The sequence below is a fragment of the Rhodococcus sp. NCIMB 12038 genome (assembly GCF_002165735.1).
In the GTDB taxonomy this organism is placed as follows: domain Bacteria; phylum Actinomycetota; class Actinomycetes; order Mycobacteriales; family Mycobacteriaceae; genus Rhodococcus_F.
Genome location: NZ_NHML01000010.1, coordinates 41,103 through 63,046, shown reverse-complemented (window position 1 = coordinate 63,046; position 21,944 = coordinate 41,103). Strand labels below are relative to the sequence as shown.

Genomic DNA, 21,944 nt, shown 5'->3' with positions numbered 1-21,944 from the left:
GCGCGGAGTGCGCAGGAGAAGTGGTGATGAAGTTGTGTGGGCGCATGCTCACGGCGCACGTTCGGCCGCCGCCGGGGCGGCCGTGTGCTCCCTCCGTGGGCATCCGCAGGTAGTGCCGATGCGGAGTTCGTGGGCGCGAAGTACCGACTGAAATGAGCCTCCGGCCCCGTCGATGCGACGGGTGAGGAGTTCGAGTGCCTGTTCGGCCATCTCTCGGCGCGGTTGATTGACGGTGGTCAGTTCGACGAGGGGGGATGCGCCGGGAAAGAGGCCGTCGAAGCCGGTGACGGCGACGTCGTCCGGAACTGTGATCGAGTGCGCACGCAGCGCACTGATCGCTCCGAGTGCGATGGCGTCGCTACCGCAGACGATCGCTCGCGGAAGGGCTTTTCGGGCGAGGAGTCCTTCGACGGCCGCGTACCCTCCCTGCTCGCTGAGATAGGTGCTGAGGTGGTGCGAAGCGATGCTTCGAATGCCGTGTGACTCGGCGGTGCGAGTGAACCCGTCCTCTCTGGCAGCGGATGCGCTCGACACTCGGGGGCCGACGATGGTCACGATGTCTCGATATCCGTGCTCCAGAACGTGTTCCATCATTTCCGCTGCGGCCGCCCGGTCGTCGATCCCGACGAAATCGGCCTCGATTCTTTCGATCCGCCGTGACAGCTGGATCAGCGGTATGTGCGCACTACGAAGGGAGCGGATCACGTCGCCGTCGTCGGGGTGCAGCACGGTGAACACGACACCGTCGACCTGCCGGGCGATCATCGCGTCCACCACCGACCGGAGCGTTGCGGGATCCTCCTGGGTATGGGCGAGAAACACCTCGTATCCGCGGGCCCGGGCAGCGTCGATCGTGCCCGCCGCGATCTCGGTGTAGAACGGATTGGCGATATCGGTCAGGACGAGGCCGATTACGCGCGTCTGGTGCGATCGGAGGCGGTTCGCCCGTGCGCTGGACGTGTGCCCCAGTTCCTCGGCTACCTCCAGAACCCGCTCTCGGGTTTCTTCTGACACCCCGGATCTCCCGTTCATCACGTAGGAAACGGTGGCCGGCGAGACGCCCACCGCTCGTGCGACGTCGGCAGCGGACACGCGCTGCGGGCGCTGTGCGCCAGTTCGTGCGGTGGTCGTTCTCATGGGGTTCACCTCCTCGGTCCGATCTGATGCACCGACGTTAAGTGTGACCCAAATCATTAAGCAACGTTAAGTTGGCGACAAGACCGAGTCCGTCGGCGGACCTGCGGTGACGGGTGCTCCGCAGCGCAAGAGGCGGCGTCGACCCTCACCGCTGTTGACGAGTGGCTCGGCTCACAACTTAACGTTGTTGAACACGTACGATCGGTTCAGGCGGTCTGCACAGCCGCTCCACCAGCGCCGTCGTCACGGCTCTTTTCCCGTCTCAACGCCCGTCTGCCGAGCGAGTTCGTTCATGAGCTCGGTATATCGAGCTCGCAGCTCGTCGCGATCGGCAGCGCGGTCTGTAAGCATGCCGTCCCAATCGGAGTTCCATGCGGTAGCGCCTCGGTAGTCAGCACGACGGTTTCCCCAGATGGAGGTAAGCGTGGTTCGGAGCTTCGCGTCCTGTCCTGCGCTGGCATAGGTCGCAAAAATGGTGCTCATGAATTTGTCATATGCGACGGTGCATGCCGGGCTCATAAACGGCAGATTGACATGTACCGTGCGATCGAGGCGACGCTTGCGGTCGATGACTTCGGTCGGGGAGAGGTCTTTCCATCCACCAACCCAGCGAAAGTAGCAATACAAGTCGTTCAGCATGGGCGCAAGTTCCTCGGCTATCTCGATGCGCTTCTCTACTAGCTTCTGATTGACCCACTGGGAGTGTTCGAGCCGTTTTGTCAGCAGTGTGATCCACCATCCCAGTCCGATGACGGCTAATGGAATGGAGGCTGCGACGGTAAGTTTCGCGATCTCGAGACTGCTCCACATCGGTTGGGTGCTACCTCTCGTGAAAACATAGGATGTTCAGGTCGACCCGCGGGCTGCCGTCCCTGTTTGCGGCTGGAGAACACCTCCAGCGTGCACCTCAACAAAGACAGTGGAGTCGGAATTGGTCGATTATCTATCGCGATCTGCCACGGATCTCTTGAGCTGCACGATTGACGCTGACGGCACGTATCCGAGGTGCGTGTGCGTGGAGAACGGATGACGCATGCCGCACGGGCTCGATTAGCCGGTGCTCGCCGTGCTCAATCTCCCATGCGCGCTGAAGGATTCGATCCAACATGGGAATTGGTCCGTCAGGCGACGTTTTCAAGCGTCGAAGCTGGGTGAGTAACGTTCTAGTTTCGTGGTCACCCGTTCGGGTAATGCACGAGAGCGGCGAGCACGAAGCTCGCCGCTCTCATTCAGGCAGGTCGTCCGGGGCGGAATGCGCCCCGGTTGTCACGTGGTCACCGACCGGTCAGTGCCTGGGCCTTCTGTGTCAAAGCGACTGTCGCCGCGCGCAATTGGTCGGCGGATTGGAGTGGCTCTGCGTACCCGACGCGGGTGAAGGCCTCGCCGCGGGGTGTGGTGACGCGCAGGTCCAACCCGTAGCGGTCGGCTCCCTCGCAGGTGGCCGACTTCGCGTCGGGGAAGCCGCCGAGCGCCTGGGCCATCGCGCGTAGGGCGTCGGCGTGGTCGGCGTTGAGGTGCTCGATCGCCCGCCCGGCATGCGGGGTGATGGGGTCTGCCGTCGCGGCGGCGTAGGACTCTTCGGTCGCGGAGTCCATCCGCCCGTAGCCGCCGACCCACCGGACGCGCTGGACTCGCAGCACCCAGAGCGAGAAGTCGCTGAAATCGATGTAGACGTGCGCCGCCGGGATGGCCGCGAGGTGTGCCTCGCGGGCGGCGGCGAGTTCGTCGCCTTCCGGGCGATAGACGTACCCGGCGAGGGTGATGCGGGTGCTGGCCAGCGGATCGGACGGCGGGTTCGGTGCGACGATCGCGATGCTGGCGCGGGGGTCGTGCGCGAGGTTGCGGCCGTGCTCGGCCATCTGCGACACACACAGCACGGGGGAGCCGTCGAGGAGGCCGTAGGTGACGAACGACGCCCACGGCTCGCCGTCCCTGGTCAGGCTCGCGAGGGTGCCCACATTGGTGGTGGCCGCGACCGTCCGGGCCTCCTCGGCAGCGGACGGGCGGGCGGGGTTGTCGACCTCCGACAGCGGCGGCGGCACGGTCGGGGCGTCACCGGGATCTCCGTGATCTAAGTTCGTCATTGACTGAACGGTACCCGCCGCGAATTGCCGGTGGCATTGCCGCCCACCTGCGCTTACCGTTGAACTGAGGGCTCGATCGCCGAGTGGCTATGCGAGCGCGACCGGGTCCTCGCGAAGCGTGATCGTGGGTGATGCGAAATGACCGCGTTGGGCGTACTGGCGCTGGTGCTGGGTGTGCTGTTGATCGTCGTCGAGGCACACGCACCGACCGCGGGTGTGCTCGGCGGGATCGGGGCCCTGTTCGTCGGCGCCGGGGTGTGGCTGCTCTTCACGTCGAGTGACACCGCACAGATGATCGCCATCCCGGCCGCCGCGGGAGTGGCGGTGGTCGGAGTCGGTCTCGCCGTGGTGGGCGGCCGGAAGGCGCTCGCCGCCGGGCACGCGCCCGTGCGCACCGGAATGCAATCCCTCATCGGATCCGACGCCACCGTCCGCAACTGGAAAGGCCGGCAGGGTCAAGTCGAGGCCGCCGGCAGCCTGTGGCGGGCACAAACCCTGTTCGGGGACGACGAGACACCGACCGCGGGCGATTCCGTCGTCGTCGAGCAGATCCGCGGACTCACCCTCACCGTGCGCCGCCGAGAACCGTGGGAGATGCCGCTATGACCACCATCATCATCATCCTGTGCGTCGTCATCACCCTCCTCGCCGTCGTGGCGAGCAGCTCGATCCGGGTGCTCCGCGAATACGAGCGGGCCGTCGTGTTCCGGCTGGGCCGGCTGGTCGACCTGAAGGGTCCGGGACTGGTACTGCTGATCCCGGCGATCGACCGGATGGAACGGGTCAGCCTGCGGACCGTGACCCTGAAGATTCCCGTCCAGGAAGTGATCACCCACGACAACGTGCCGGCCAAGGTCACCGCCGTCGCCTACTTCCGGGTGGTCGACGCCGACCGGGCGATCGTCGAGGTCGAGGACTTCCTCGCCGCCACCCTGCAGATCGCCCAGACGACCCTGCGTTCGATCCTCGGCAAGGCCGACCTCGACTCTCTCCTCGGCGAGCGGGAACGTCTCAACGAAGACCTGCAGAAGGTGATCGATCAGCAGACCGAACCGTGGGGCGTGAAGGTCACCACCGTCGAGATCAAGGACGTCGAGATCCCCGCCAACATGCAACGGGCCATCGCCCGGCAGGCCGAGGCGGAACGCGAGCGCCGCGCCAAGATCATCAACGCCGAGGCCGAGTTCCAGGCGTCCGCGAAACTCGTCGAGGCCGCCGACGTCATCAGCCGCAACCCCACCACCCTGCAGCTGCGCTACCTGCAGACCCTGAGCGCGATGGGCGGCGAGAACAACTCGACCGTCGTCTTCCCGATGCCCCTCGACCTGGTCCGGCCGTTCCTCACCGCGGCCAAGGACGCGGCAGCCACCGACGACGGCGACGAGCGCGCCCGGTTCGAGGCGCAGGCCAACCTCGCCGCGATGATCCCGCCCGCCGGGCCGGAGACACGCACCCCGCACCACGCACGAAACTGACGTGCCCCACCGTTCACCGTCCGGCCACCACGCGTACCCCGGGCGGTGACCGCAGTGCGCTTGGCTAGGGTTGGACAACCAGCAGGAGTCCACCCGGGCACCTCCCCGTCGGGGCGAGCGGAAGCGAGAGACCGATGAGCGGCACCGAGGCAGCCGACATACGGACGGCCGAGTATCCGCGACCGTCGCACTTCGTGCTGCACCTCAGCGACACCCATCTCGTCGACGACGACCTGCTGTACGGGGCCGTCGACAGCGAGGCCACGCTGCGGCAGATCTTCACCGAGATCGAGGCGTCGCACGCCCGCCCGGACGCCCTGGTGTTCACCGGCGACCTCACCGACCGCGGCCAGCCCGGCGCCTACGAGAAGCTGCGGGGGATCGTCGAACCGGTGGCCGCGTCGCTCGGTGCGCAGGTGATATGGGCGATGGGCAACCACGACGACCGCGGCAACTTCCGGACCGAACTGCTCGGGCAGGAACCGTCGTACGAGCCGATCGACCTCGTCCACGACGTCGACGGGCTGCGCATCATCACGCTCGACACGACCGTCCCCGGGCGCCACCACGGCGAGATCTCCGAGAGCCAATTGATCTGGCTGGCACAGCAGCTCGCGGTCCCGGCGCCGCACGGGACCATCCTGGCGCTGCATCACCCGCCGGTGCCGTGCGTCCTCGACCTGGCGGTGCTGGTGGAACTACGCGACCAGCCGCGCCTCGCCGACGTGCTCCGCGGCAGCGACGTCCGGTCCATCCTCGCGGGACACCTGCACTACTCGACGACGGCGACGTTCGCGGGCATCCCCGTCTCCGTCGCGTCGGCCACCTGCTACACCCAGGACCTCAACGTCCCCGCCGGGGCACTGCGCGGACGCGACGGCGCCCAGGGATACAACCTCGTGCACGTGTACCCGGAGACGATCGTGCACTCGGTGGTCCCGATGGGCAGCTACGACACCGTCGGCGAATACGTCACCGCCGAGGAAACCGAGCAGCGGCTCGCGGCCGAGGGCGTGCGAATCCCCGACGCCGGCGAGCAGGCCGTCAAGCCCGTCCGGGTCTGATCAGCTGCTGCGCGGGAACTGCTCCCGGTAGGCCATGACGTCGGACAGCCGGAACCGGCGATGGGTGCCGCGCATCTCGATGGGCAGCGCGCCGGAGTCGGCGAGCCGGCGAACGTAGGTGTCGGAGACGCCGAGGATCTCCGCGGCCTGCGACGTGGTGAGCAGGTCGGCCACCGCGCCGAGCGCCACGCTCTGACCGTCGGCGAGCAGGGTGAGCAGTTCGAGGACGGCATCGCGCGCGGAGTCGGGCAGCACCATCCCGTCGAGGGTGACGACCGGCGACCCGTCGAGGGCGGTCCGAAGCTCGGCCGCGACCTTGGAGCCGAGCGCGGAAACGATGTGGTCGATGCTCATGTGGTCCACGATCTCATGAGTCCCGCCGGCGAGGCCTCACAGCGGTAGCCTTTGGGAATGGACGAGTTGCACCATCCCACTGCATTCGAACTCGCGCGCGCCGACCAGATCGACGTGACACCGGAGATCGACGAAATCGGTGAATTGCTGCGCAAGTCCGGCCGGAAACACGCGGTCGACGACGAGGACGAGCCCTGGCGGCACGGCTACCCGTACGACAAGAAGATGACGCGGCGGCAGTACGAGAACCGCAAGCGGAAACTGCAGATCGAACTGCTCAAGTTCCAGGCCTGGGTGAAGGAGAACAGCGAGAAGGTCGTCATCATCTTCGAGGGCCGCGACGCCGCAGGCAAGGGTGGCGCGATCAAACGGTTCACCGAACACCTCAACCCTCGTGGCGCGCGCGTGGTGGCGCTCGAGAAGCCCACCGAACGCGAACGCACCCAGTGGTACTTCCAGCGGTACGTACAGCACCTGCCCGCGGGCGGGGAGATCGTGATGATGGACCGCTCCTGGTACAACCGGGCCGGCGTCGAACGCGTCATGGGCTACTGCACCCCCAACGAGTACCTCGAGTTCACCCGGTCTGCGCCGGAGTTCGAGCGGATGCTGGTGCAGTCGGGCATCCACATCGTGAAGTTCTGGTTCTCGGTGGGCCGCGAGGAGCAGCACGCGCGGTTCGTCTCCCGCAGCACCGACCCCGTCAAGCAGTGGAAACTCTCACCCACCGACCTCGCCAGCCTCGACAAGTGGGACGCCTACACCGAGGCGAAAGAGGCCATGCTGTTCTACACCGACACCCCGCACGCGCCGTGGACCGTCGTGAAATCGAACGACAAGAAACGGGCGCGGCTCGAGGCGATCCGCTGGATCCTCGCCCGGTTCGATTACACCGGCAAGGACGACCGCGTCGTCGGCAAACCCGACTCGCTCCTCATCGGTTCTCCCGCAACGGTCTACGACGAGGGCGAGCGCCCGGCCGACGCGTTCCCCAACGTCTGATCAGGCCCCGGTCTCCCACGGCGCCGGGATCGGGTAGTAGTTCTCCAGGAACTGCGTCACCTTCCGGGTCCGCAATTCCAGGTCGATCTCGGGTGCGCTGCCGTCGTTGAGGCAGAAGAAGTCCATCGACCGTTTCGCGAGCAGCGAATCCATGTCGCGCAGCCCCGACTTCATGGTGGTGTCGACGTACTTCACCCGCGCCGCCGTCTGCACCACCGCGCGGCCGCTCATCAGGGCGTAGTAGTGATACAGCGAATTCGTCACCGAAATGTTGGAGCTGGCGCGGAAAGTGCTTGCGGCCGTGGCGGCGAACTCGTCGGGGAACTCCTTCTCCATCTCCTCCATCACGGATTTGCGGAGCGGGGTGGCGGCGTGCTCGAGGTGCCGAGTGGTCATCAGCCCGAACCGGTCCTGCAGCAGCCGGCGGTTGACGCGGGCCGCGTTCTCGAAGCCGCTGCGCTCGTCGTCGTTGTGGCCCAGCCCGATTCGGGTGGTGGCCTCGATGAACATCGTGATCCCGCCGGGGGAGAAGAACATCTGCGGGCCCACCGCGCGGCCGAAGAACATGTCGTCGTTCGAGTACAGGAAATGCTCGGCGAGACCGGGGATGTGGTGCAGCTGGCATTCCACGGCCTGCGAGTTGTGGGTGGGCAGCACCGACGGGTCGGCGAAGAACTCCTCGCTGGGCACGAACGTCACCCGCGGGTCGTCGGCCAGCCACGCCGGACGGTCGGAGTCGGTGGCCACGAAGATGCGGCGGATCCACGGCGCATACATGTGCACCGAGCGCAGCGCGTACTTCAGTTCGTCGATCTGCCGGAACCGGGCGGCGGAATCGTCACCCTCACCGACCACATAGTTCTGCATCCGCTTCGCGCGCTGCGCCTGGAACTCCGCCGAGGAGCCGTCCACCCAGGAGAACACGAGGTCGACGTCGAAATTGATGTCCGACGCGTGGTCGGCGAACATGTTCTCGATGGTCGGCCACACCCGCCCGAACCGCTCCACGGTGCCGCGGACCGCCTCCTCCGACCGCACCACACGGCGGGTCAGCGAATTCTCCATCGGCAGCACGATCTCGTCGTCGCTGATCGACCACAGTTCGATCTGCACGCCCGTCGACGCCCCGTACGCCAGACCGCTCGTCAGGTGCACCCGCGGCCGGAACAACCGGAAGATGCGGGCCTTCGACGTCGCGGACAGCCGGCCGTCCGAAACGAGCAACGCCGGACCCTTGGAGTCGACGGTCTTCGAATAGAACGGGCGGTCCTCACACGCGGCGACGAGCGCGGCGCGCAACGCCTTGCGCTGCGCCCAGTTGATCGCGATCACCGGGCGTTCGTCGTTGCCCCGCACCAGCAGGTACTCGATGCCGGCCGCGTCGAGAACGTCGCGGACGAACAGCAGGTCCTCGACCATCGCCTCGTGCGGCGTCGTATGCGTGATCGCCAGCGCGAACCGGCCCCTGAACCGCACCACGTCGGGACGGTCCCGCAACCGCGACGACGCGGCGGCGGAGGCATGCGCGACAGCGTCGGCGGTCTCCTGCTCCGGAGGAACCAGGTACACGTCGTGCGGAGCAGAAGAATGAGTAATGTCGGGCCTTCCGGTGAGGGTCGCGAGTGCGAACAGTGCCAGTGTAAGCCCAGGTTGCGGGGCGGTCAGTCGAGGACCGTGAAGAACGAGTCGCCGTCCTCGGCCGACCCGTCGATCTGACCGCGGTCGGTGCGCGAGTCCTCCACGATGACGCCCTCCACGACGGAGGCGTGCTTGGTTCCGAACACCGGAATGTCGATCTCCTCGTCATCGATGACCCGGTCGACGTCCTCGGTCAACTCGTCGTCGGGCAGATCCCGCAACGACACCTCCCGCTGCTGCTCCAGCGGGGTATCGGGCTCCTCCTCGGACAACTTCTCGTCGAGCGACTCACCCTCGCGCTCCTCGTTCAAGGTGGTACCGAACCGGTCGGCCTCACTCCAGCCGTCGGGCGGATCGACGACGTCGTCGCCGTCGTTGTTGCGCACGTCGTCGGAGTCCAGGCTCTCGCTGGGACTCAGCGTGTCACCGGGCCCGTCTTCGATACTCATAACGATCAAATGCCCAGATCAGGCCTGGTTGAAACTTCGATGGTCGAGGGCGGGCGACACCTCGTCAGGTGCTGGGACGGGCGGACCACTCACCCCACACGTCGAACGCTTGCTCGAGGGAAAGGCCGGCAATCTGGTCGTTCTTCAATCCGACCTGTTGCCGTAGCCGCGTTACAAGCCAGTCGGGAAGTTTCTCGGGCGTGGGCTCTGGAGTCGGATCAATTGCGGCAGCAGTCTTGCCGAATCGTGCAACCACCTCGGCCAGCGCAACAGCGGTCGGGGTTACCTGGTCGAGAGCTGCCACGCGATTACGCATCTCCTCATACACCTCGGCGTCGCTGCGAACGCCGACCGCCCAGACCTCGGCGACATCGACAATGACCGTCCCCGACGAGTCATGGGTAACGCGCCACACGATGCGCCAGTCACGATCTCCGACAACGATCTTGCGCCACCCGATGAGCGTTCCGCGGAGCGGCTCTCCAGCTTCCGGGTTCTTCTCCAGAATCAGCATCTTGGCGAGCGCCGCGCGGACGATCTGCGGGTCACGGCGGTGGAGTGCATCCAGGTCGTCGATTGCCGCGTCGGTCAGTCGAACGACCGTGGTCTGGGCGCTGGGGTGGCGCTCACCGGCCCTCGGCTCAGGGGTTGCCTTCGCACCAGGGTGCCGCGACCGTTTGCGTGCCGTCACTGCTTGTCAGAGTCTGGATCGCCGGTTGAATCGGATTCCAGTTCTGCGCGAGTGAAGCCGTACCGCTCGATCGCTGCATCGAGATCCGTGCGCCGACCGGTGTCGGTCGCTGCACGGGTAAGTACCAGTGCGAGGTCACGCAGGTCATTCTCCAGTTCCTGAAGTTCACCCAGGCGGCTCACCCCGACAACGGCAGCGACGGGCGTTCCGTGGCGTGAGACAACCACATTTTCGCCATTCTCTGCGTCCTTGACCAAACGGGCGATCCCTCGGCTGCTCGCTTCCGTGACGGTAAGGGCGTGGAGATCGCTCAAGCTCGTCATGAGAAGAACTATACAGATTTCTACACAGATTTGTTATGGGTGGCCGAGTGGGCTCGGTCAGGGCGTCTGAACAGCCAGTTCGCTCCGCAACGTCTCGAACGCCGCAATCTGCGCCGGCGACCACGGCGCCGAGTTCACGCGGCTCGAATCGAGCTGAACGAGTGTGGCGGTCACCTCGGCGGCCTGCACGCCGTCCTGCTCGATGGTGATCAGCAGGGTCAGCGACGTGGTGCCGATCCGATCCACCGTGACGTCGACGTCCGCGTCGCCGGTGAACAGTTCGCGCCCGAAGTTGCTGACGACGTTGACGACGGCGGTCTGCGTGACCGGGTCGAGCAGGTCGCCGCACGCCTCGCCGATCGCCCGCGTCCACGCCCCGGCCGCCGCCTCATGCGCGCAGTAGAACGGCACATGGCGGCTCACGGACTCCGGGGCGTCCGGGCGCGGGTTGTTCCGCAGGGGGATCGTGTAACGAGGCATGGATCGGACATTACTGGCTCCCCGGACGGGCGTCGCAGTCGGAGGACGCCGATCACAGGCCCGGGGCGAAGGCGGCGAGCAGTTGCTCGAGCACGTACGGCCAGGGGATGCGCTCCTGCTCCAGTCGGAGATCACCCTCGCGCAAGCACTCCAGGGCGGCGGCTTCGGACCTGGTCAGGTGGGACACGTCGTTGAACGTCGGTGACTGTTCCCGGACCGCGAGACCCCGCCACCGATCCAGGGTGGCCTGATCCATCAACAGGCTCCGCACGTGCGGAAGGTGCCGGCGCAGACGGTCGAGGATGGCGAACCCGTGACTGTCGAGGTCGCCCCAGTACCAGACTTCCGAGTCGACCACCCATGGGACTTCGGCCAGTTCGTGCACCGTGTAGCCGCCACCGTGCAGTGCCACAGTGCCCGCAAGCCGAGGCAGCGCGTACAGGCCCTCCTTGTTCTCGAGAATCAGGACCCGCGCGGGGTTCAGCGGCAACGTTGTGAGTTCCTCCAGCGAGGTGGCGAAGCGCCGCGGACTGCCGACCAGCAGATCGGGGTCGCACAGTGCGACGTCGCGCAGGTGGGGAAGACTTCGGATGCCGAGGTCCCGGCTGCCGCGAACGCCTTCGAGCAATGTCTCCACCGCGCCGCGGTGACGCGCGAGCCATTTCGTGTCGACCCCCGGAACCGGTAGCTGACGGATGAAATAGCCGGCGTCCGGGTGATCGCTCAACCACCGCGCAATGGTTGTCAGCATGCCGAAGTCGTCGTCGTCCAGTTCGAGCCACTTCGCCGCGGTCGCGGCAACCGCGGCCGACAATGCCGGAGTGCCGGGGCCGAGCCGGTCGACGAGGGCATCACGGCGCATCACCAGGGCGCGCCATTCGGATCCGCGGCCACCCTCGGACGCGATCTGACCGGCCCCGGCCAGCGTCAGCCGCACCGGCACCTCCTGGGTGCCGAAGCTCGGCCACCGCCGCGTCGCCCACTCCACCCGGCCGTCGCCGGTGTAGCCGCGCCAGGCGCGTACCCACGCGACCACCGTGTCGGGATCCTCGGCAATCTGCTGCTCGGACGGCGGATGCAGCGCCACCGTCAGCGAATCCTGATCGGCGAGTGCGGAGTCGGCCAGCCAGCGTCGTCGGCGACTCGAGTAGGTGGTCTGCGCCTTCGCCGCGGCGGCGGGCGGCAGAACACACCGTGCACTCATGTGTCACTCACATCGTCGAATTCGATGAGGCTGAGTTCGGTGTGCATCCGGTCGCGGATACTCACGGTCACCGCTCCGCCGATGTACTCCTCGAGTGTGCCGAGCAACTTGAGCGGCGTCGCCAGCACCATGTGGAAACCGAACTGCGCGAACACATCCAACGCCCGGCGTGTGTACGCGGAGTCGGCGCGGTCGAACGCCTCGTCCAGGATGACCGTACCGTAAAGGGGAAGCTCGGCGCCGTCGGGTGCGAGCTGATACCGCAATGCCGCTGCCAGACAGAAGAACACGAGTTTCTGCGCCTGACCGCCGGACAGTCCGGAGCTCGAATCGTGGTAGTTGCGAGCCTCTCCGGCGCCGTCGATCTCGACGCCGATGAATCCCACGTGCAGGCGAGTGTCCAGGACCTGCCGTTGCCATCGCTGATCCGCGGGTTCCTTCGAGGCCAGCCGCTCCAGCACCGCCGCCATCCGCTCGAATCGCTCCTCGGCCGCGGGGCGCTGCTCGATGTCCCAACCACCGCTCGTGATCCGGGTCAGGTCGTCCAGCAGGTCGGCCGCCGCCGGCGACCGTCGTTCGCGGACGTCGATGCGCAACCACCGGTCGGTGTCGAACGCGGAGCGGCGCAGCGAGTCGTTCACCGGGTCGATCCGGGAACGGATCTCCGCCGGGGCCTTACGGATCGTGCGCGCGAGTTCGCCGATGTTGCGGTGTGACTGGTCGTGCAACAGCTGGAAGAACCGATCTTCGTACCGGGGGAGCCCATCGGAGCGCAGCCGTTGGAGAATCGCCAGGGCGTCGTCGACGTATTCGGCGTCGACCCGCAACTCACCGCCGCGGGACTCCCACCGCGCCAGGTACTGGGACAGGATCCGGACGATCGACGCGCCGGCGGCGGACACCGCGCTCTGCGCCTCACTCCTGTCCTTGCCGATGCCCTGGCCGACCTCGAACAGCGCCCTGTCGATATTGTCCGACGTGACGCGGCGCGCGAACTTCTGAAACCGCGCCTTGATACGGGCGGCCACCGCATCGGGAGCCGTCTCGCCCGCGTCGAGTTCGGCCTGCGCGATCCTCGCCCCGAGTTCCGTCAGCGCCGTCCGGTGCACCGTCAACGCCGTGTCCGCCTGACGCCGGGCCGCGTCGGCCTCGTTCTCCGCCTTCCTCGCGAGCTCGAGGGCAGCCGACACCGCGGAATGCTCCGGGTTGTCCTGCTGCCAGGAGTCGAGCCGGCCGTCCACCGCGTCGACGGCGGCCTGCGCGGCGCTGACGTCGACATCCGTCCACTGCGCATCGAGGATCGTCTGCGCTGCGCGATTCTGCCGGGCGATCCGCTGATCCTCACGGTCCAGCGCGTCGAGTCGGCTCGTGACGCCCGCGATCGTGACGTCGAGATCCGCGATTCGACGGCGAATGTCCTCGAGCTTGGTTTCGTTGTCGAATCCGAGCACCCACCGCCGTCGGTCGTCGATGCCGCTGCGGTCATCCTTCTCGTGCCGCTCCGAGGAGTGCTTGACCTGCCCGGCGCGTGTCACGGCGCGGGCGTGATCCGCGAAGCCGGCCGCCGAGTCGACGCACGCGTAGTCGTAGCGGTCGGCGAGATGGTGGTGGATCCACGGGGCGAGCGGACCGTCGGTGACCTCTACTCGGCGCACCAGCGACAGCGCCCCGGTCTTCGGCACCGCCGACGGTGTGGCGCCGACCCGCACCCGGCGATAGACGAGCCGCGCGCCGAGGTGGGTGGCATCGACGGCCGCCGCGACCACCGGATACACCTCCTCCGGGACCAGGAGGGTGCGGCCGAGGCCGCCAAGGACTCGTTCGATGGGGCCGGTCCACTCGGAGTGCTCGTCCCGGACCGCGATCAGCTCACCCGCGAACGGCACGGCGTCGTCCGGCACACCGGCCGCGGAACAGATCGACTCGCGGGCGCGCAGCAGACCCGGATCGATGTTGGAGCGTCTGCGGGCGATGATCTCACGATCGGTGATCAGCTCGGCGCGCTCCTTCTGGGCGGCGCCGCGCTGTTCGGCGAGGGGATAGCGGTCACCGAACCACTCCTCGTGGGTGGTGGACGCCTGACGCAACTGGTCCTCGAGTTGCCCGCGCAACCGCGCGAACTCCTCGGCGGTCTCGGGAACGGTTCCCTCCCAGGCCGACACCGCCTCGGCGATCTGATCCCGCCTGGCACGCACCCGGGCCAACATCTTCAGCTCTGCGTCGCGTTGCGCGTGGAGGGTGGCCAGCCTGCCGCCCCCGATGCCCTCGAGTTTCACGGTCAGATCGAGGGTTTCCTGGCGGGCGCGTTCGGCTGCTGCCGTGGCCTCGGTCGCGCCCGACTCCAGCAGGGGAGTCAGGGCGCGGCGTTCGGTGCGATCACCGCACAGCAGCGACAACGTCATCTCGGCGTGGACCGTCCCGAGATGTGCGTTCTCCTCCTCCGTGTCGTGCAGGGACTGCAGGCCGCGTCGCCGGGTGTCGGCGAGCTCGACGAGTGGGGTGAGCATCTCGACCTGAAGTCGTGCATCGACGACGACGCGGTGGGCCTCCTGCAGATCGTGGAACTGGTTGACCGCACGCTCGGCCATCGCGAAGGTGCTCGGGGTGTCGAGCATGTAGTCGCGAAACAACTGGTCGAGGCTGCCGAGGCTCTTCGCGGACAAGGTGCGGTGCAGCAGCCGCTGCGCGCCTTCCGTCGAGATGCCCAGGCGGGAGCGGAAACTGCGGGCAAACGGCGCGTACGTCGGGTTGACGGCCGCCTCCGGCCACCGTTTGCGTATTCCCCGCGTGTCGATTCCGCGGGCCATGAAGGCGCCGAACTCCGTCAGGTCGAGTTCGTGGTCGAGAATGAGGTGGAGGTGGCTGACATCGCCGGCCGCGTTCTGGCCCCGCCCGAGCTGCATGAGCTTGACGAGGGTGATCGGCGGATCGTCGGTGTCCGTGCGGTAGGTGAGGGCGATGCCACTCCACGTCGCGCCGGTGCGCAGGTATGAGGCGACCAGACCCTCCGTGTCCGCGCCTGCTTCCCGCCGCCACGCACCACGGATGTATGTGACGAAGTTGCGTCCCGAGTTCGTGGCCTCCTGCGCTGCCGCGTTGAACCGCAGTTGATTGCCCGGGACCAGCACCGCCGAGATGGCATCGATGAGCGTGGACTTGCCGGAGCCGGAATTGCCGGTGATCAGGAAACCCTTGCGGGCCACCGCGAGATCGTGGTGGCCGTGCAACGTCCCCCAGTTGACGACCTGCACGCGCGCGAGGCGGCGTTGACCGGGATGGATCACGGTGTGCCCTCCTCCAGAATCCGCCGGAACTCCGCCTCGACGAGCGCGACCTGTTCGGCGTCGAACAGCTGCCGCAACACCGGGGAGACCTCCATCCGGTCGTCGGTCGTCGTCTTCGTGAGCAGCGAATACTTGTCGAGTTTCTTCCACGACGCGTTGATGCGCTTCGCGTAGCCGGCGGGATCGGTGTCGCTCGCCGCGCGATACATCTCGAGCTGTTCGCGCAGTTCGTCGAGATCGACGATCACCCGTTCGCCCGGTTGCGCGCGCAGCAGACGTTGGCGTAACGCCAGCAGCATGACCGTGTCCATGAAGGTCAGACGCTCGGTGCGCAGCACCGTGGGAGTACCGGGGTCGCCGGTTTCGGCGGGGCGGGTGAACGCCAGCTCGTTGTCGTCGTCGATGACGAGAACGAGAAACACGTCGGCGAGCCGGGACCGGAGGAGGCGCTCGTCCCGGATCACCGCGCGCCACACTTCGGGGTGCTTGGCGGCGGTGACGAGCGGGCCCTTGAGCAGCTGCACGAAGGCGCGCCGTGTCTCCAGGTCCAGTTCGCCGGTATCCCCGGGGTAGTAGCCGCGGGTGGTCGCCTCGTCGGTCATGTCGGGCTCCCCGTGGGTTCGAATGCCGGTCGGGTGGTGAACTCGTCGGCCGCCGGATCGAACAGGCGACGGCGGATCGTCGCCCGACGTGCGACTCCGGCTCCCGACACCCACTGAATGTCCTCGGTGCCGTCGATCGCGTGCCCGTGGTGAGTGGCGAGGACCATCAATCCCACCGCGCTCGCGAGTCCCTGAGTGGCGGGGTGGTCGCGCAGGACGTCACCGATCGTGGCGTGACCGTGCGCACGCAGAGTGGCCGCGACGTTGTCGGACAATTCGTCCATATCGATCTCCGATTCTCGGACGAGCCTTCGAAGTTCGTCGAGATCGACGGTGCCGGCGTCGTTGGTGAGCACCGGTTCGGTGACGAGGTTGTCGGCGGGATTGTGCAGGCGAAGAGCTGCGACCGATTCGAGGGTCATGCCCACGCGCACCAGGTCGAGATCGAGCAGGTCGTAGGGCCGACGACGTTTGGCCACGGCGACGGCGCTCTGCTGCGCGCTGCGCAGCAACCGCTGCAGCCTGCGGTGTTCCTCGTAGTGACGTGACTGAACAAAGTGCCGCAGCGACCGGGACAGTGAGGTCATCGTCGAATGCACCTCGGAGCCGGCCGTTTCCATCTCCGTCAGCAGCGTCCGGAACCGTAATCTCTGGTCGGTGGTCAGCATGGCGGCGAACGGCCGCTGCAGCACCGCGTCGATCCACTCATCGATCTGAGACGACCGGGCCGGATCGAGAATCATGTCGTAGAACGCGGTGAAGCTGCGGCCGGCGTCGGAGTCGCCGATGAGGTCGACGCCGCGGAACACATCTCCCAGGGTGTCGCCGCGGTCACCGTCGTCGTCGAGGATCCGGGCCCGCAGATCGCGGTTGAGGTCCTCGAGTTCAGCGCGGACCCGGGCGAAGTCCGCGGGGACCTCCGAGGCCAGCGCGAGAATCTCCGCGGAACGCTCGACGGCACGGTCGCCGTCGAGGACCGGGAAGACCCCCGACTCCACCGCCGCGATCTGCCGATCGATCGCCGCTCGTTCGGTCAGCAGCGCGGTGAGACGAGTTTCCGTGCGGGGATCGGAATCCCGGGCCAGAGCCTGCAACTGGGTGGAGAGCGTGGTCAGGCGGGATTCCGTGGCCGAACTCGCCTGACTGGTGAAATTCGCGACGAACGCCATCGCGGCGAACGCGCCCTCGGTCGGTTCCAGAGTCTCCTCACGGGTACCGACCGCGGCTCGGCGGAGCAGATAACCGGACCGCACCCACTCGGTGCAATACGCCTGACCGGTGCGCGGGAAGTCGAGGCCTTCGTCGCGCATGGTCTGAAGGTCGGAGTCCAAGCGGGCGAACAGTTCCGGAGCCGGGAGCCGTCGGGTCCCGTGATCGAAGTGCCGGCCCAGCAGCGCCAGAATCGCCGGTGCCGTGTCGGCCCGCAGCAACGTCCACGCGGCGTGGTCCTGGCGCAGGCGAAGAAGCCGATGGACGTCGGCGGTGATGGACATCGGACTCCTCTCGGTTCAGCCGGTGATGCGTTCGCGGCCGCCGGTCAGATCGGCCAACTCGGCGGCCACCCGACCGGCCTGCCAGCCGTGCGCATTGGTCACGGAATGCGCGATCGGGACGGTGGACGGGAACTGATCTTCGAACACCGATCCGACCGCCTCGGTCCGTTCGGCCATGATCGGCACCAGTTCCTTGCCGTACTGGCTGGACGCGTCACGGCCGGCCTGATCCCGGGCGATCGCCAGCCGTTCACCCACCCGGGTGGCGAAGGCGAGCAGGAACGACCGACGGAAGCTGGGGGTTCGCTTCACCCGGTCGCCACCCGCCTCGCTCAGCGCGTGTGACGCCTGAACCAGGAGTGAGGTGAACAGCATCTCGCAAAGGTCCAGGTCGATCGGCATTCCGACCATGCTGACGAGACCGAATCGCTGATGCCAGATGACGCGGACGCTGTTGGTCTCAGCCACACAGTTCAGCAGCTGAACCTTCGCCTCGGGGTACGGGTTGTCGACGAGCAGCCGGCGGGTGACGACCTGATCGCGCAGCGAGGTGTGCGCGGCAGCGTCGATCACAGCGCTGTCGATGGCATAGCGCGTCATCAGATCCTGCGCCTTCGCCGAGAGGGTTTCCGCCTCCTCTGCGTAGGGCGTCGCTTCGGCCTTGGCCAGCAGGCCGCGGATGCGGGCCAGAATCTTGGGTTCGGGCCCCCGTGAGGCGGATGACGCGGCGGCCATGCCCTCGCTCCAGTTCGCCGGGGCCGCGAGCAGCGGCGTCAGGGGTATCAGGTAGCTGCAGTAGCCGAGGAACGACAGGATCGCAGTCCACGTGTCGGCGGGGTCGGCGTTCTCCGAGGCACACCACGCGGACAGGTAGCCACGGGCGGGTGCGCTGTCCGGTGCGATACCCAGCTCGTCGAGCTGCTCCCGCCACTGAGCCGGCGCGATCTTGCGCGCCGAGGTGCGGCTCGCGTGCGCGCCGATCACGGTGACCGTCAGCCGAGCGGTGCGCGCACCGAATTCCCGGCGCACCGCGTGAACGAATTCCGTCGGCTGCCACCCCGTGCCGAACACGTGGTCCATCGACCCGTCGAGAATCCGTGAGACCCACTCCAGAACAGGCTCCGCAAACCCGGAACCCTCGAGATCTGCCAGCTCACGGACCGTCCGCCGTAGCGACTCGGGATTCGCCGCAGGCCCGTACGCGAACTCGATTCCGGCGAACACCAAGGATTCGGCAGCCTCGATGCCGGGACGGGGCGCACGCTGCTCCCGGGCATTGCCACGGTGCTGCTTCTTGCGTTTGCGTGCGGCGCGGTTCTGCTGACTGTTTCGGCTCAACTCGCACTCCTCACTCTCATCACTCGAACAGGCTGCGGATGTCGTCGGCGTCGAGGGTCGAGCTGAGCAGGGTGTCGGCGTCCATGACGCTCGCGAACAGCGCCGACTTCTTCGCCTTCAGTGCCATCACCTTGTCTTCGATGGTGTCCTTCGCGATCAGCCGGTACACCATCACGTTGCGGGTCTGCCCGATGCGATGCGCCCGGTCGACGGCCTGCGCCTCGGTGGCGGGGTTCCACCACGGGTCGAGGATGAAGCAGTAGTCGGCCTCGGTGAGGTTCAGCCCGAAGCCGCCGGCCTTGAGGCTGATCAGGAAGACCGGGGCGTCGCCCTCCTTGAAATCGCGGAGCACGTCGCCGCGGCGCCGGGTGCCGCCGTCGAGGTAGGCGTGCGCGATGCCCGCGTCGTCGAGACGGTCGCGGACCTTCCCGAGGAACCCGGTGAACTGGCTGAACACCAGCGCCCGGTGACCGCCGGCGACGACGTCTGCGAGCTGTTCGAGCAGCGCGTCGACCTTGGCGGACGGGACGTCCCGGTACTCGTCGTCGACCAGTCCGGCGTCGAGACTCAGCTGCCGTAGCAGGGTCAGCGACTGCAGGATCGTGAAGCGGTTCTTGTCGACGTCGGCGAGCAGGCCGAGGATCTTCTGCCGCTCACGCTGCAGGTGGGTGTCGTAGATCTTGCGGTGCTTCGCGTGCAGGTCGACGTCGAGCACCTGCTCCTGCTTGGCCGGAAGATCCTTCACCACTTGCTCTTTGGTGCGGCGCAACATCAGCGGCTTGACGCGGCGGCGCAGCTGCGCGAGGAGTTCGGCGTCGCCCTGCTGCTCGATCGGCCTGCGGTAGTAGTCGGTGAACCGGGCCGGATTCGGGAACAGTCCCGGGGCGGTGATGGAGAGCAGCGCCCACAACTCCATCAAATTGTTCTCCATCGGCGTGCCCGTGATCGCAAGCTTGAACGGGGCCTCCAGCCGGCGGGCGCACTGGTAGATCTTCGATTTGTGGTTCTTCGTGAACTGCGCCTCGTCGAGGATCAGCCCCGACCACGTGCACCCCGCATACGCCTCGAACTCCAAGCGGAACAGCGTGTACGACGTGACGACGATGTCGGCGCCCTGCACCAGTTCGTCCAGCGGAACCTTGCGGCGTTTCAGGGTGTCGGCGATCGCGACGACCTGCGCGCCGGGGGCGAAGCGCGCCGATTCGGACTCCCAGTTCGACACGACACTGGTGGGGGCCACGATGAGGAACGGTGGCGCGGCCGGATTCGACTGCCGCGCATGGCAGATCATCGCCAGCGCCTGCAGGGTCTTGCCGAGCCCCATGTCGTCGGCGAGGATGCCGCCGAGCCCGTGCTCCCAGAGGAACGCCAGCCAGCGGAACCCCTCCACCTGATACGGGCGCAACTGCGCGTCGAGCGTCACCGGGACGTCGACCTCGTGGACGGTGCCCGGGGCCAGCAGGCCGTCCACCTGCTGCCGCCACGCCTTCGCCTGGCGCTCCACGGTGCCGAGGGATGCGAACTCTTCCCACAGGCTCGCCTGGAACCGGCTGAGCCGCAGCGACCCGTCGGGGCGGTCGTGGAGGGCGCGGGCCTCGTCGATCAGCTTCCGCAGCGTGTGGAGTTCGGGTTTGTCCAGGGAGAAGTATGCGCCGTCGGGCAGCAGCAGTTCGGACTTTCCGGCGCTCAGGGCGGAGAAGACCTGGTCGAACGGGACGTCCCTGCCCTCCACGGTGAGGGTGACACCGAGGTCGAACCAGTCGGTGCTGCCGGTGGACGCCGCGGTGGACACCCCGATGGCGAGCGAATCGCCGGCCTCGCGGTAGTCGGCGCGGTCGCCGGAGACGTCGATGGACACGTCGGTCTTGCCGTCGAGCAGAGGCAGGATCTCGGTGGTGAAACGCATCGTGTCGAGTCCGCGCAGCGCCGTCGACTCCGGGCCGTCCGACCCCAAGCCGTATCTGTTCCAGTCGATGTCGAGTTCGGCGAGCAGGGCACGTTCGCGCTCGTCGTCGCGGAACTCGCCGCCGGACGTCGCCGCGAGCGGCACACGGTGCTCGTCGTCCCCGACGGTGTACAACCATTCCCAGTCGACGGTGACGTCGTGGTCGGGCAGATACCTGGCCCGCAACGCCAGGGAGGGTGCGGAGATCGCGGGTGGGACGAACGAGCCATCCGAGGAGATGACCGTGGCCAGATTGCGCAGCTTCGGCAGAAAGTCCGTCAGGAACCGGGACCGTTCGTCGTCGGGGATCTCGATGCGCGTGCGACGGCGCACCAGATCCTGCAGGGCGGCGTGCACGGGGGTGTCGAGCCGCGCGAGCTGGATGCGTTCGTCCGCGTCGACGTAGAACAGGCCGTGGCCGCGGAGTCCGAGGAAGCCGACGGTGGTCGCGTCGACCCGTTCGCCGTCGACCCGGACCACCGGCCGCACGACGAGGGCGTCGAGGGTGTCGTCGTGGGTGGCGTCGAGGCAGATCTCGGCGGAGCGCACCGGGGCGAGCGCGCCCAGCCGCTTGGAGGTGTGGATGAGCTGCACGCCCACCCGGGCCGCCTCGTCGAGGAGCGACCACAGCTGGCGGCTGGGGAAGATACTGAGGTTCAGATCGATGTTGTTGTCGCGGCGGTAGCGCAGGCCCCCGTCGGCCAGCAGGTGGATCTCGTGAAGCACGCGGATGTGCTCGGCGGGATGTTGAGACGGGCTGCCGAGCTTGTTCCAGGCCAGTCCGCCGACGATCCAGTCCTTGCTCCCGGGCTGGACGGGCCGCACCAGCAGTTGTGGTCCCGATTCCACCGCGGATGCCGACACCCGGAACTGGATGGCGAGAGGCGCACGCCGGGCGGAATCACCGAACGCGTCGAGGGGGTTCAGCAGTGAGCTGAGCGATCGGTCCCAGGTGGGTGCGACCGCGTCCGGCGCCTCGGACCGCGCCTTGTTCATCGCTGTGATCAGCACGGCGGCGACATGCTTGCAATTCATGGCGACCGGGCACGTACAGAGTCCGTACCGGTACACGGTGCGGCCGGCAGTGGACGTGACGAACGCGGTGGCTGCGTACGGTTTCGTCGCGGTGCCCATCACCTCGCCCCACAGCACCTTGGCCGCCGGATCCCAGGCCACCACGGACACCGCGCCGGCCTGCGCATACTGCGCGCCGCGGGTGAAGGTGGTGGTGCCGAGGACCGCCCTGATCGACGCCACGTCGACGTCACGGAACTCCGGTGGCAGCATGCCGACAGGGTAGTCAGTCGGTGCGACACGGTCGCGGCGTCCCCGCCGACGGCCGGGGTGCGCAGACCGTCACCCCAGGGTTACTGGTCGCGCC

General features: G+C 67.3%; 19 protein-coding genes. 4 read left to right on the top strand and 15 right to left on the bottom strand.

All coding sequences use genetic code 11. The features are described 5' to 3' along the window. Window positions 1-48: 48 nt before the first annotated feature. From CA951_RS16750 to CA951_RS16740, 3 genes are all read right to left on the bottom strand, one after another. A complete protein-coding gene (locus CA951_RS16750) occupies window positions 49-1,137 on the bottom strand; it encodes a LacI family DNA-binding transcriptional regulator (protein WP_087557912.1) in 1,089 nt (362 codons plus the stop codon). A 243-nt stretch (window positions 1,138-1,380) separates the two neighbouring features. Further along, complete coding sequence (locus CA951_RS16745) at window positions 1,381-1,947, bottom strand: hypothetical protein (protein WP_087557911.1); 567 nt, start codon at window positions 1,945-1,947, stop codon at window positions 1,381-1,383. Between the two features lie 464 nt (window positions 1,948-2,411). Further along, window positions 2,412-3,221 carry a HugZ family protein gene (locus CA951_RS16740; RefSeq protein WP_087557910.1) on the bottom strand — a complete coding sequence of 270 codons (810 nt, stop codon included), beginning with the start codon at window positions 3,219-3,221 and terminating at the stop codon, window positions 2,412-2,414. A gap of 138 nt (window positions 3,222-3,359) precedes the next feature. Here CA951_RS16740 and CA951_RS16735 point away from each other — a divergent pair, with 138 nt between their 5' ends. The 3 genes from CA951_RS16735 (at window position 3,360) to CA951_RS16725 (ending at window position 5,760) form a co-directional block, all read left to right on the top strand. Next, complete coding sequence (locus tag CA951_RS16735) at window positions 3,360-3,827, top strand: NfeD family protein (RefSeq protein ID WP_087557909.1); 468 nt, start codon at window positions 3,360-3,362, stop codon at window positions 3,825-3,827. After that, entirely contained in the window at window positions 3,824-4,696 is an 873-nt protein-coding gene (locus CA951_RS16730; protein ID WP_087557908.1) for a slipin family protein, read from the top strand. The genes CA951_RS16735 and CA951_RS16730 overlap by 4 nt, the downstream gene beginning before the upstream one ends. Window positions 4,697-4,830: 134 nt before the next feature. Then, entirely contained in the window at window positions 4,831-5,760 is a 930-nt protein-coding gene (locus CA951_RS16725) for a phosphodiesterase (RefSeq protein WP_087557907.1), read from the top strand. Here CA951_RS16725 and CA951_RS16720 read toward each other — a convergent pair whose 3' ends face one another. Continuing rightward, complete coding sequence (locus tag CA951_RS16720; protein WP_087557906.1) at window positions 5,761-6,114, bottom strand: helix-turn-helix domain-containing protein; 354 nt, start codon at window positions 6,112-6,114, stop codon at window positions 5,761-5,763. It lies immediately after the preceding gene. Window positions 6,115-6,171: 57 nt separating this feature from the next. Here CA951_RS16720 and ppk2 point away from each other — a divergent pair, with 57 nt between their 5' ends. After that, window positions 6,172-7,116, top strand: coding sequence for a polyphosphate kinase 2 (ppk2, locus tag CA951_RS16715; protein WP_087557905.1), 945 nt, complete (start codon window positions 6,172-6,174; stop codon window positions 7,114-7,116). Here the strand turns inward: ppk2 and CA951_RS16710 are convergent, their stop codons facing one another. The 11 genes from CA951_RS16710 to CA951_RS16660 form a co-directional block, all read right to left on the bottom strand. Further along, entirely contained in the window at window positions 7,117-8,613 is a 1,497-nt protein-coding gene (locus tag CA951_RS16710) for a stealth family protein (protein WP_373413924.1), read from the bottom strand. It lies immediately after the preceding gene. A 164-nt stretch (window positions 8,614-8,777) separates the two neighbouring features. Continuing rightward, a complete protein-coding gene (locus tag CA951_RS16705; RefSeq protein WP_087557904.1) occupies window positions 8,778-9,203 on the bottom strand; it encodes a hypothetical protein in 426 nt (141 codons plus the stop codon). A 64-nt stretch (window positions 9,204-9,267) separates the two neighbouring features. Beyond that, on the bottom strand, window positions 9,268-9,894 hold the full coding sequence (locus tag CA951_RS16700; protein ID WP_218780499.1) for a type II toxin-antitoxin system RelE/ParE family toxin: 627 nt from the start codon (window positions 9,892-9,894) through the stop codon (window positions 9,268-9,270). Then, the gene (locus tag CA951_RS16695) at window positions 9,891-10,217 is read right to left on the bottom strand and encodes a type II toxin-antitoxin system Phd/YefM family antitoxin (RefSeq protein ID WP_087557903.1); all 327 of its coding nucleotides are present in this window, start codon (window positions 10,215-10,217) and stop codon (window positions 9,891-9,893) included. The genes CA951_RS16700 and CA951_RS16695 overlap by 4 nt, the downstream gene beginning before the upstream one ends. A 57-nt stretch (window positions 10,218-10,274) precedes the next feature. Next, window positions 10,275-10,697 (bottom strand): thioesterase family protein, encoded by a 423-nt coding sequence (locus CA951_RS16690; protein WP_087557902.1) that lies wholly within the window; start codon window positions 10,695-10,697, stop codon window positions 10,275-10,277. A gap of 52 nt (window positions 10,698-10,749) precedes the next feature. Beyond that, the gene (locus CA951_RS16685) at window positions 10,750-11,901 is read right to left on the bottom strand and encodes a Wadjet anti-phage system protein JetD domain-containing protein (RefSeq protein ID WP_087557901.1); all 1,152 of its coding nucleotides are present in this window, start codon (window positions 11,899-11,901) and stop codon (window positions 10,750-10,752) included. Beyond that, the gene (locus CA951_RS16680) at window positions 11,898-15,185 is read right to left on the bottom strand and encodes an ATP-binding protein (RefSeq protein ID WP_087557900.1); all 3,288 of its coding nucleotides are present in this window, start codon (window positions 15,183-15,185) and stop codon (window positions 11,898-11,900) included. The genes CA951_RS16685 and CA951_RS16680 overlap by 4 nt, the downstream gene beginning before the upstream one ends. Continuing rightward, complete coding sequence (locus CA951_RS16675) at window positions 15,182-15,787, bottom strand: DUF4194 domain-containing protein (RefSeq protein ID WP_087557899.1); 606 nt, start codon at window positions 15,785-15,787, stop codon at window positions 15,182-15,184. The genes CA951_RS16680 and CA951_RS16675 overlap by 4 nt, the downstream gene beginning before the upstream one ends. Further along, a complete protein-coding gene (locus tag CA951_RS16670) occupies window positions 15,784-17,280 on the bottom strand; it encodes a DUF3375 domain-containing protein (protein WP_087557898.1) in 1,497 nt (498 codons plus the stop codon). Before CA951_RS16670 ends, CA951_RS16675 begins: the two co-directional genes overlap by 4 nt. A gap of 15 nt (window positions 17,281-17,295) precedes the next feature. Continuing rightward, window positions 17,296-18,618 (bottom strand): DUF2786 domain-containing protein, encoded by a 1,323-nt coding sequence (locus tag CA951_RS16665; RefSeq protein WP_087557897.1) that lies wholly within the window; start codon window positions 18,616-18,618, stop codon window positions 17,296-17,298. Between the two features lie 19 nt (window positions 18,619-18,637). Further along, window positions 18,638-21,850 carry an SNF2-related protein gene (locus CA951_RS16660; RefSeq protein ID WP_087557896.1) on the bottom strand — a complete coding sequence of 1,071 codons (3,213 nt, stop codon included), beginning with the start codon at window positions 21,848-21,850 and terminating at the stop codon, window positions 18,638-18,640. Window positions 21,851-21,944: the final 94 nt, after the last annotated feature.

Coding starts and splice junctions, on each gene's coding strand:
- CA951_RS16750 (WP_087557912.1), bottom strand. CDS start 1,137: ATGAGAACGACCACCGCACGAACTGGCGCACAGCGCCCGCAGCGCGTG.
- CA951_RS16745 (WP_087557911.1), bottom strand. CDS start 1,947: ATGTGGAGCAGTCTCGAGATCGCGAAACTTACCGTCGCAGCCTCCATT.
- CA951_RS16740 (WP_087557910.1), bottom strand. CDS start 3,221: ATGACGAACTTAGATCACGGAGATCCCGGTGACGCCCCGACCGTGCCG.
- CA951_RS16735 (WP_087557909.1), top strand. CDS start 3,360: ATGACCGCGTTGGGCGTACTGGCGCTGGTGCTGGGTGTGCTGTTGATC.
- CA951_RS16730 (WP_087557908.1), top strand. CDS start 3,824: ATGACCACCATCATCATCATCCTGTGCGTCGTCATCACCCTCCTCGCC.
- CA951_RS16725 (WP_087557907.1), top strand. CDS start 4,831: ATGAGCGGCACCGAGGCAGCCGACATACGGACGGCCGAGTATCCGCGA.
- CA951_RS16720 (WP_087557906.1), bottom strand. CDS start 6,114: ATGAGCATCGACCACATCGTTTCCGCGCTCGGCTCCAAGGTCGCGGCC.
- ppk2 (WP_087557905.1), top strand. CDS start 6,172: ATGGACGAGTTGCACCATCCCACTGCATTCGAACTCGCGCGCGCCGAC.
- CA951_RS16705 (WP_087557904.1), bottom strand. CDS start 9,203: ATGAGTATCGAAGACGGGCCCGGTGACACGCTGAGTCCCAGCGAGAGC.
- CA951_RS16695 (WP_087557903.1), bottom strand. CDS start 10,217: ATGACGAGCTTGAGCGATCTCCACGCCCTTACCGTCACGGAAGCGAGC.
- CA951_RS16690 (WP_087557902.1), bottom strand. CDS start 10,697: ATGCCTCGTTACACGATCCCCCTGCGGAACAACCCGCGCCCGGACGCC.
- CA951_RS16685 (WP_087557901.1), bottom strand. CDS start 11,901: ATGAGTGCACGGTGTGTTCTGCCGCCCGCCGCCGCGGCGAAGGCGCAG.
- CA951_RS16675 (WP_087557899.1), bottom strand. CDS start 15,787: ATGACCGACGAGGCGACCACCCGCGGCTACTACCCCGGGGATACCGGC.
- CA951_RS16670 (WP_087557898.1), bottom strand. CDS start 17,280: ATGTCCATCACCGCCGACGTCCATCGGCTTCTTCGCCTGCGCCAGGAC.
- CA951_RS16660 (WP_087557896.1), bottom strand. CDS start 21,850: ATGCTGCCACCGGAGTTCCGTGACGTCGACGTGGCGTCGATCAGGGCG.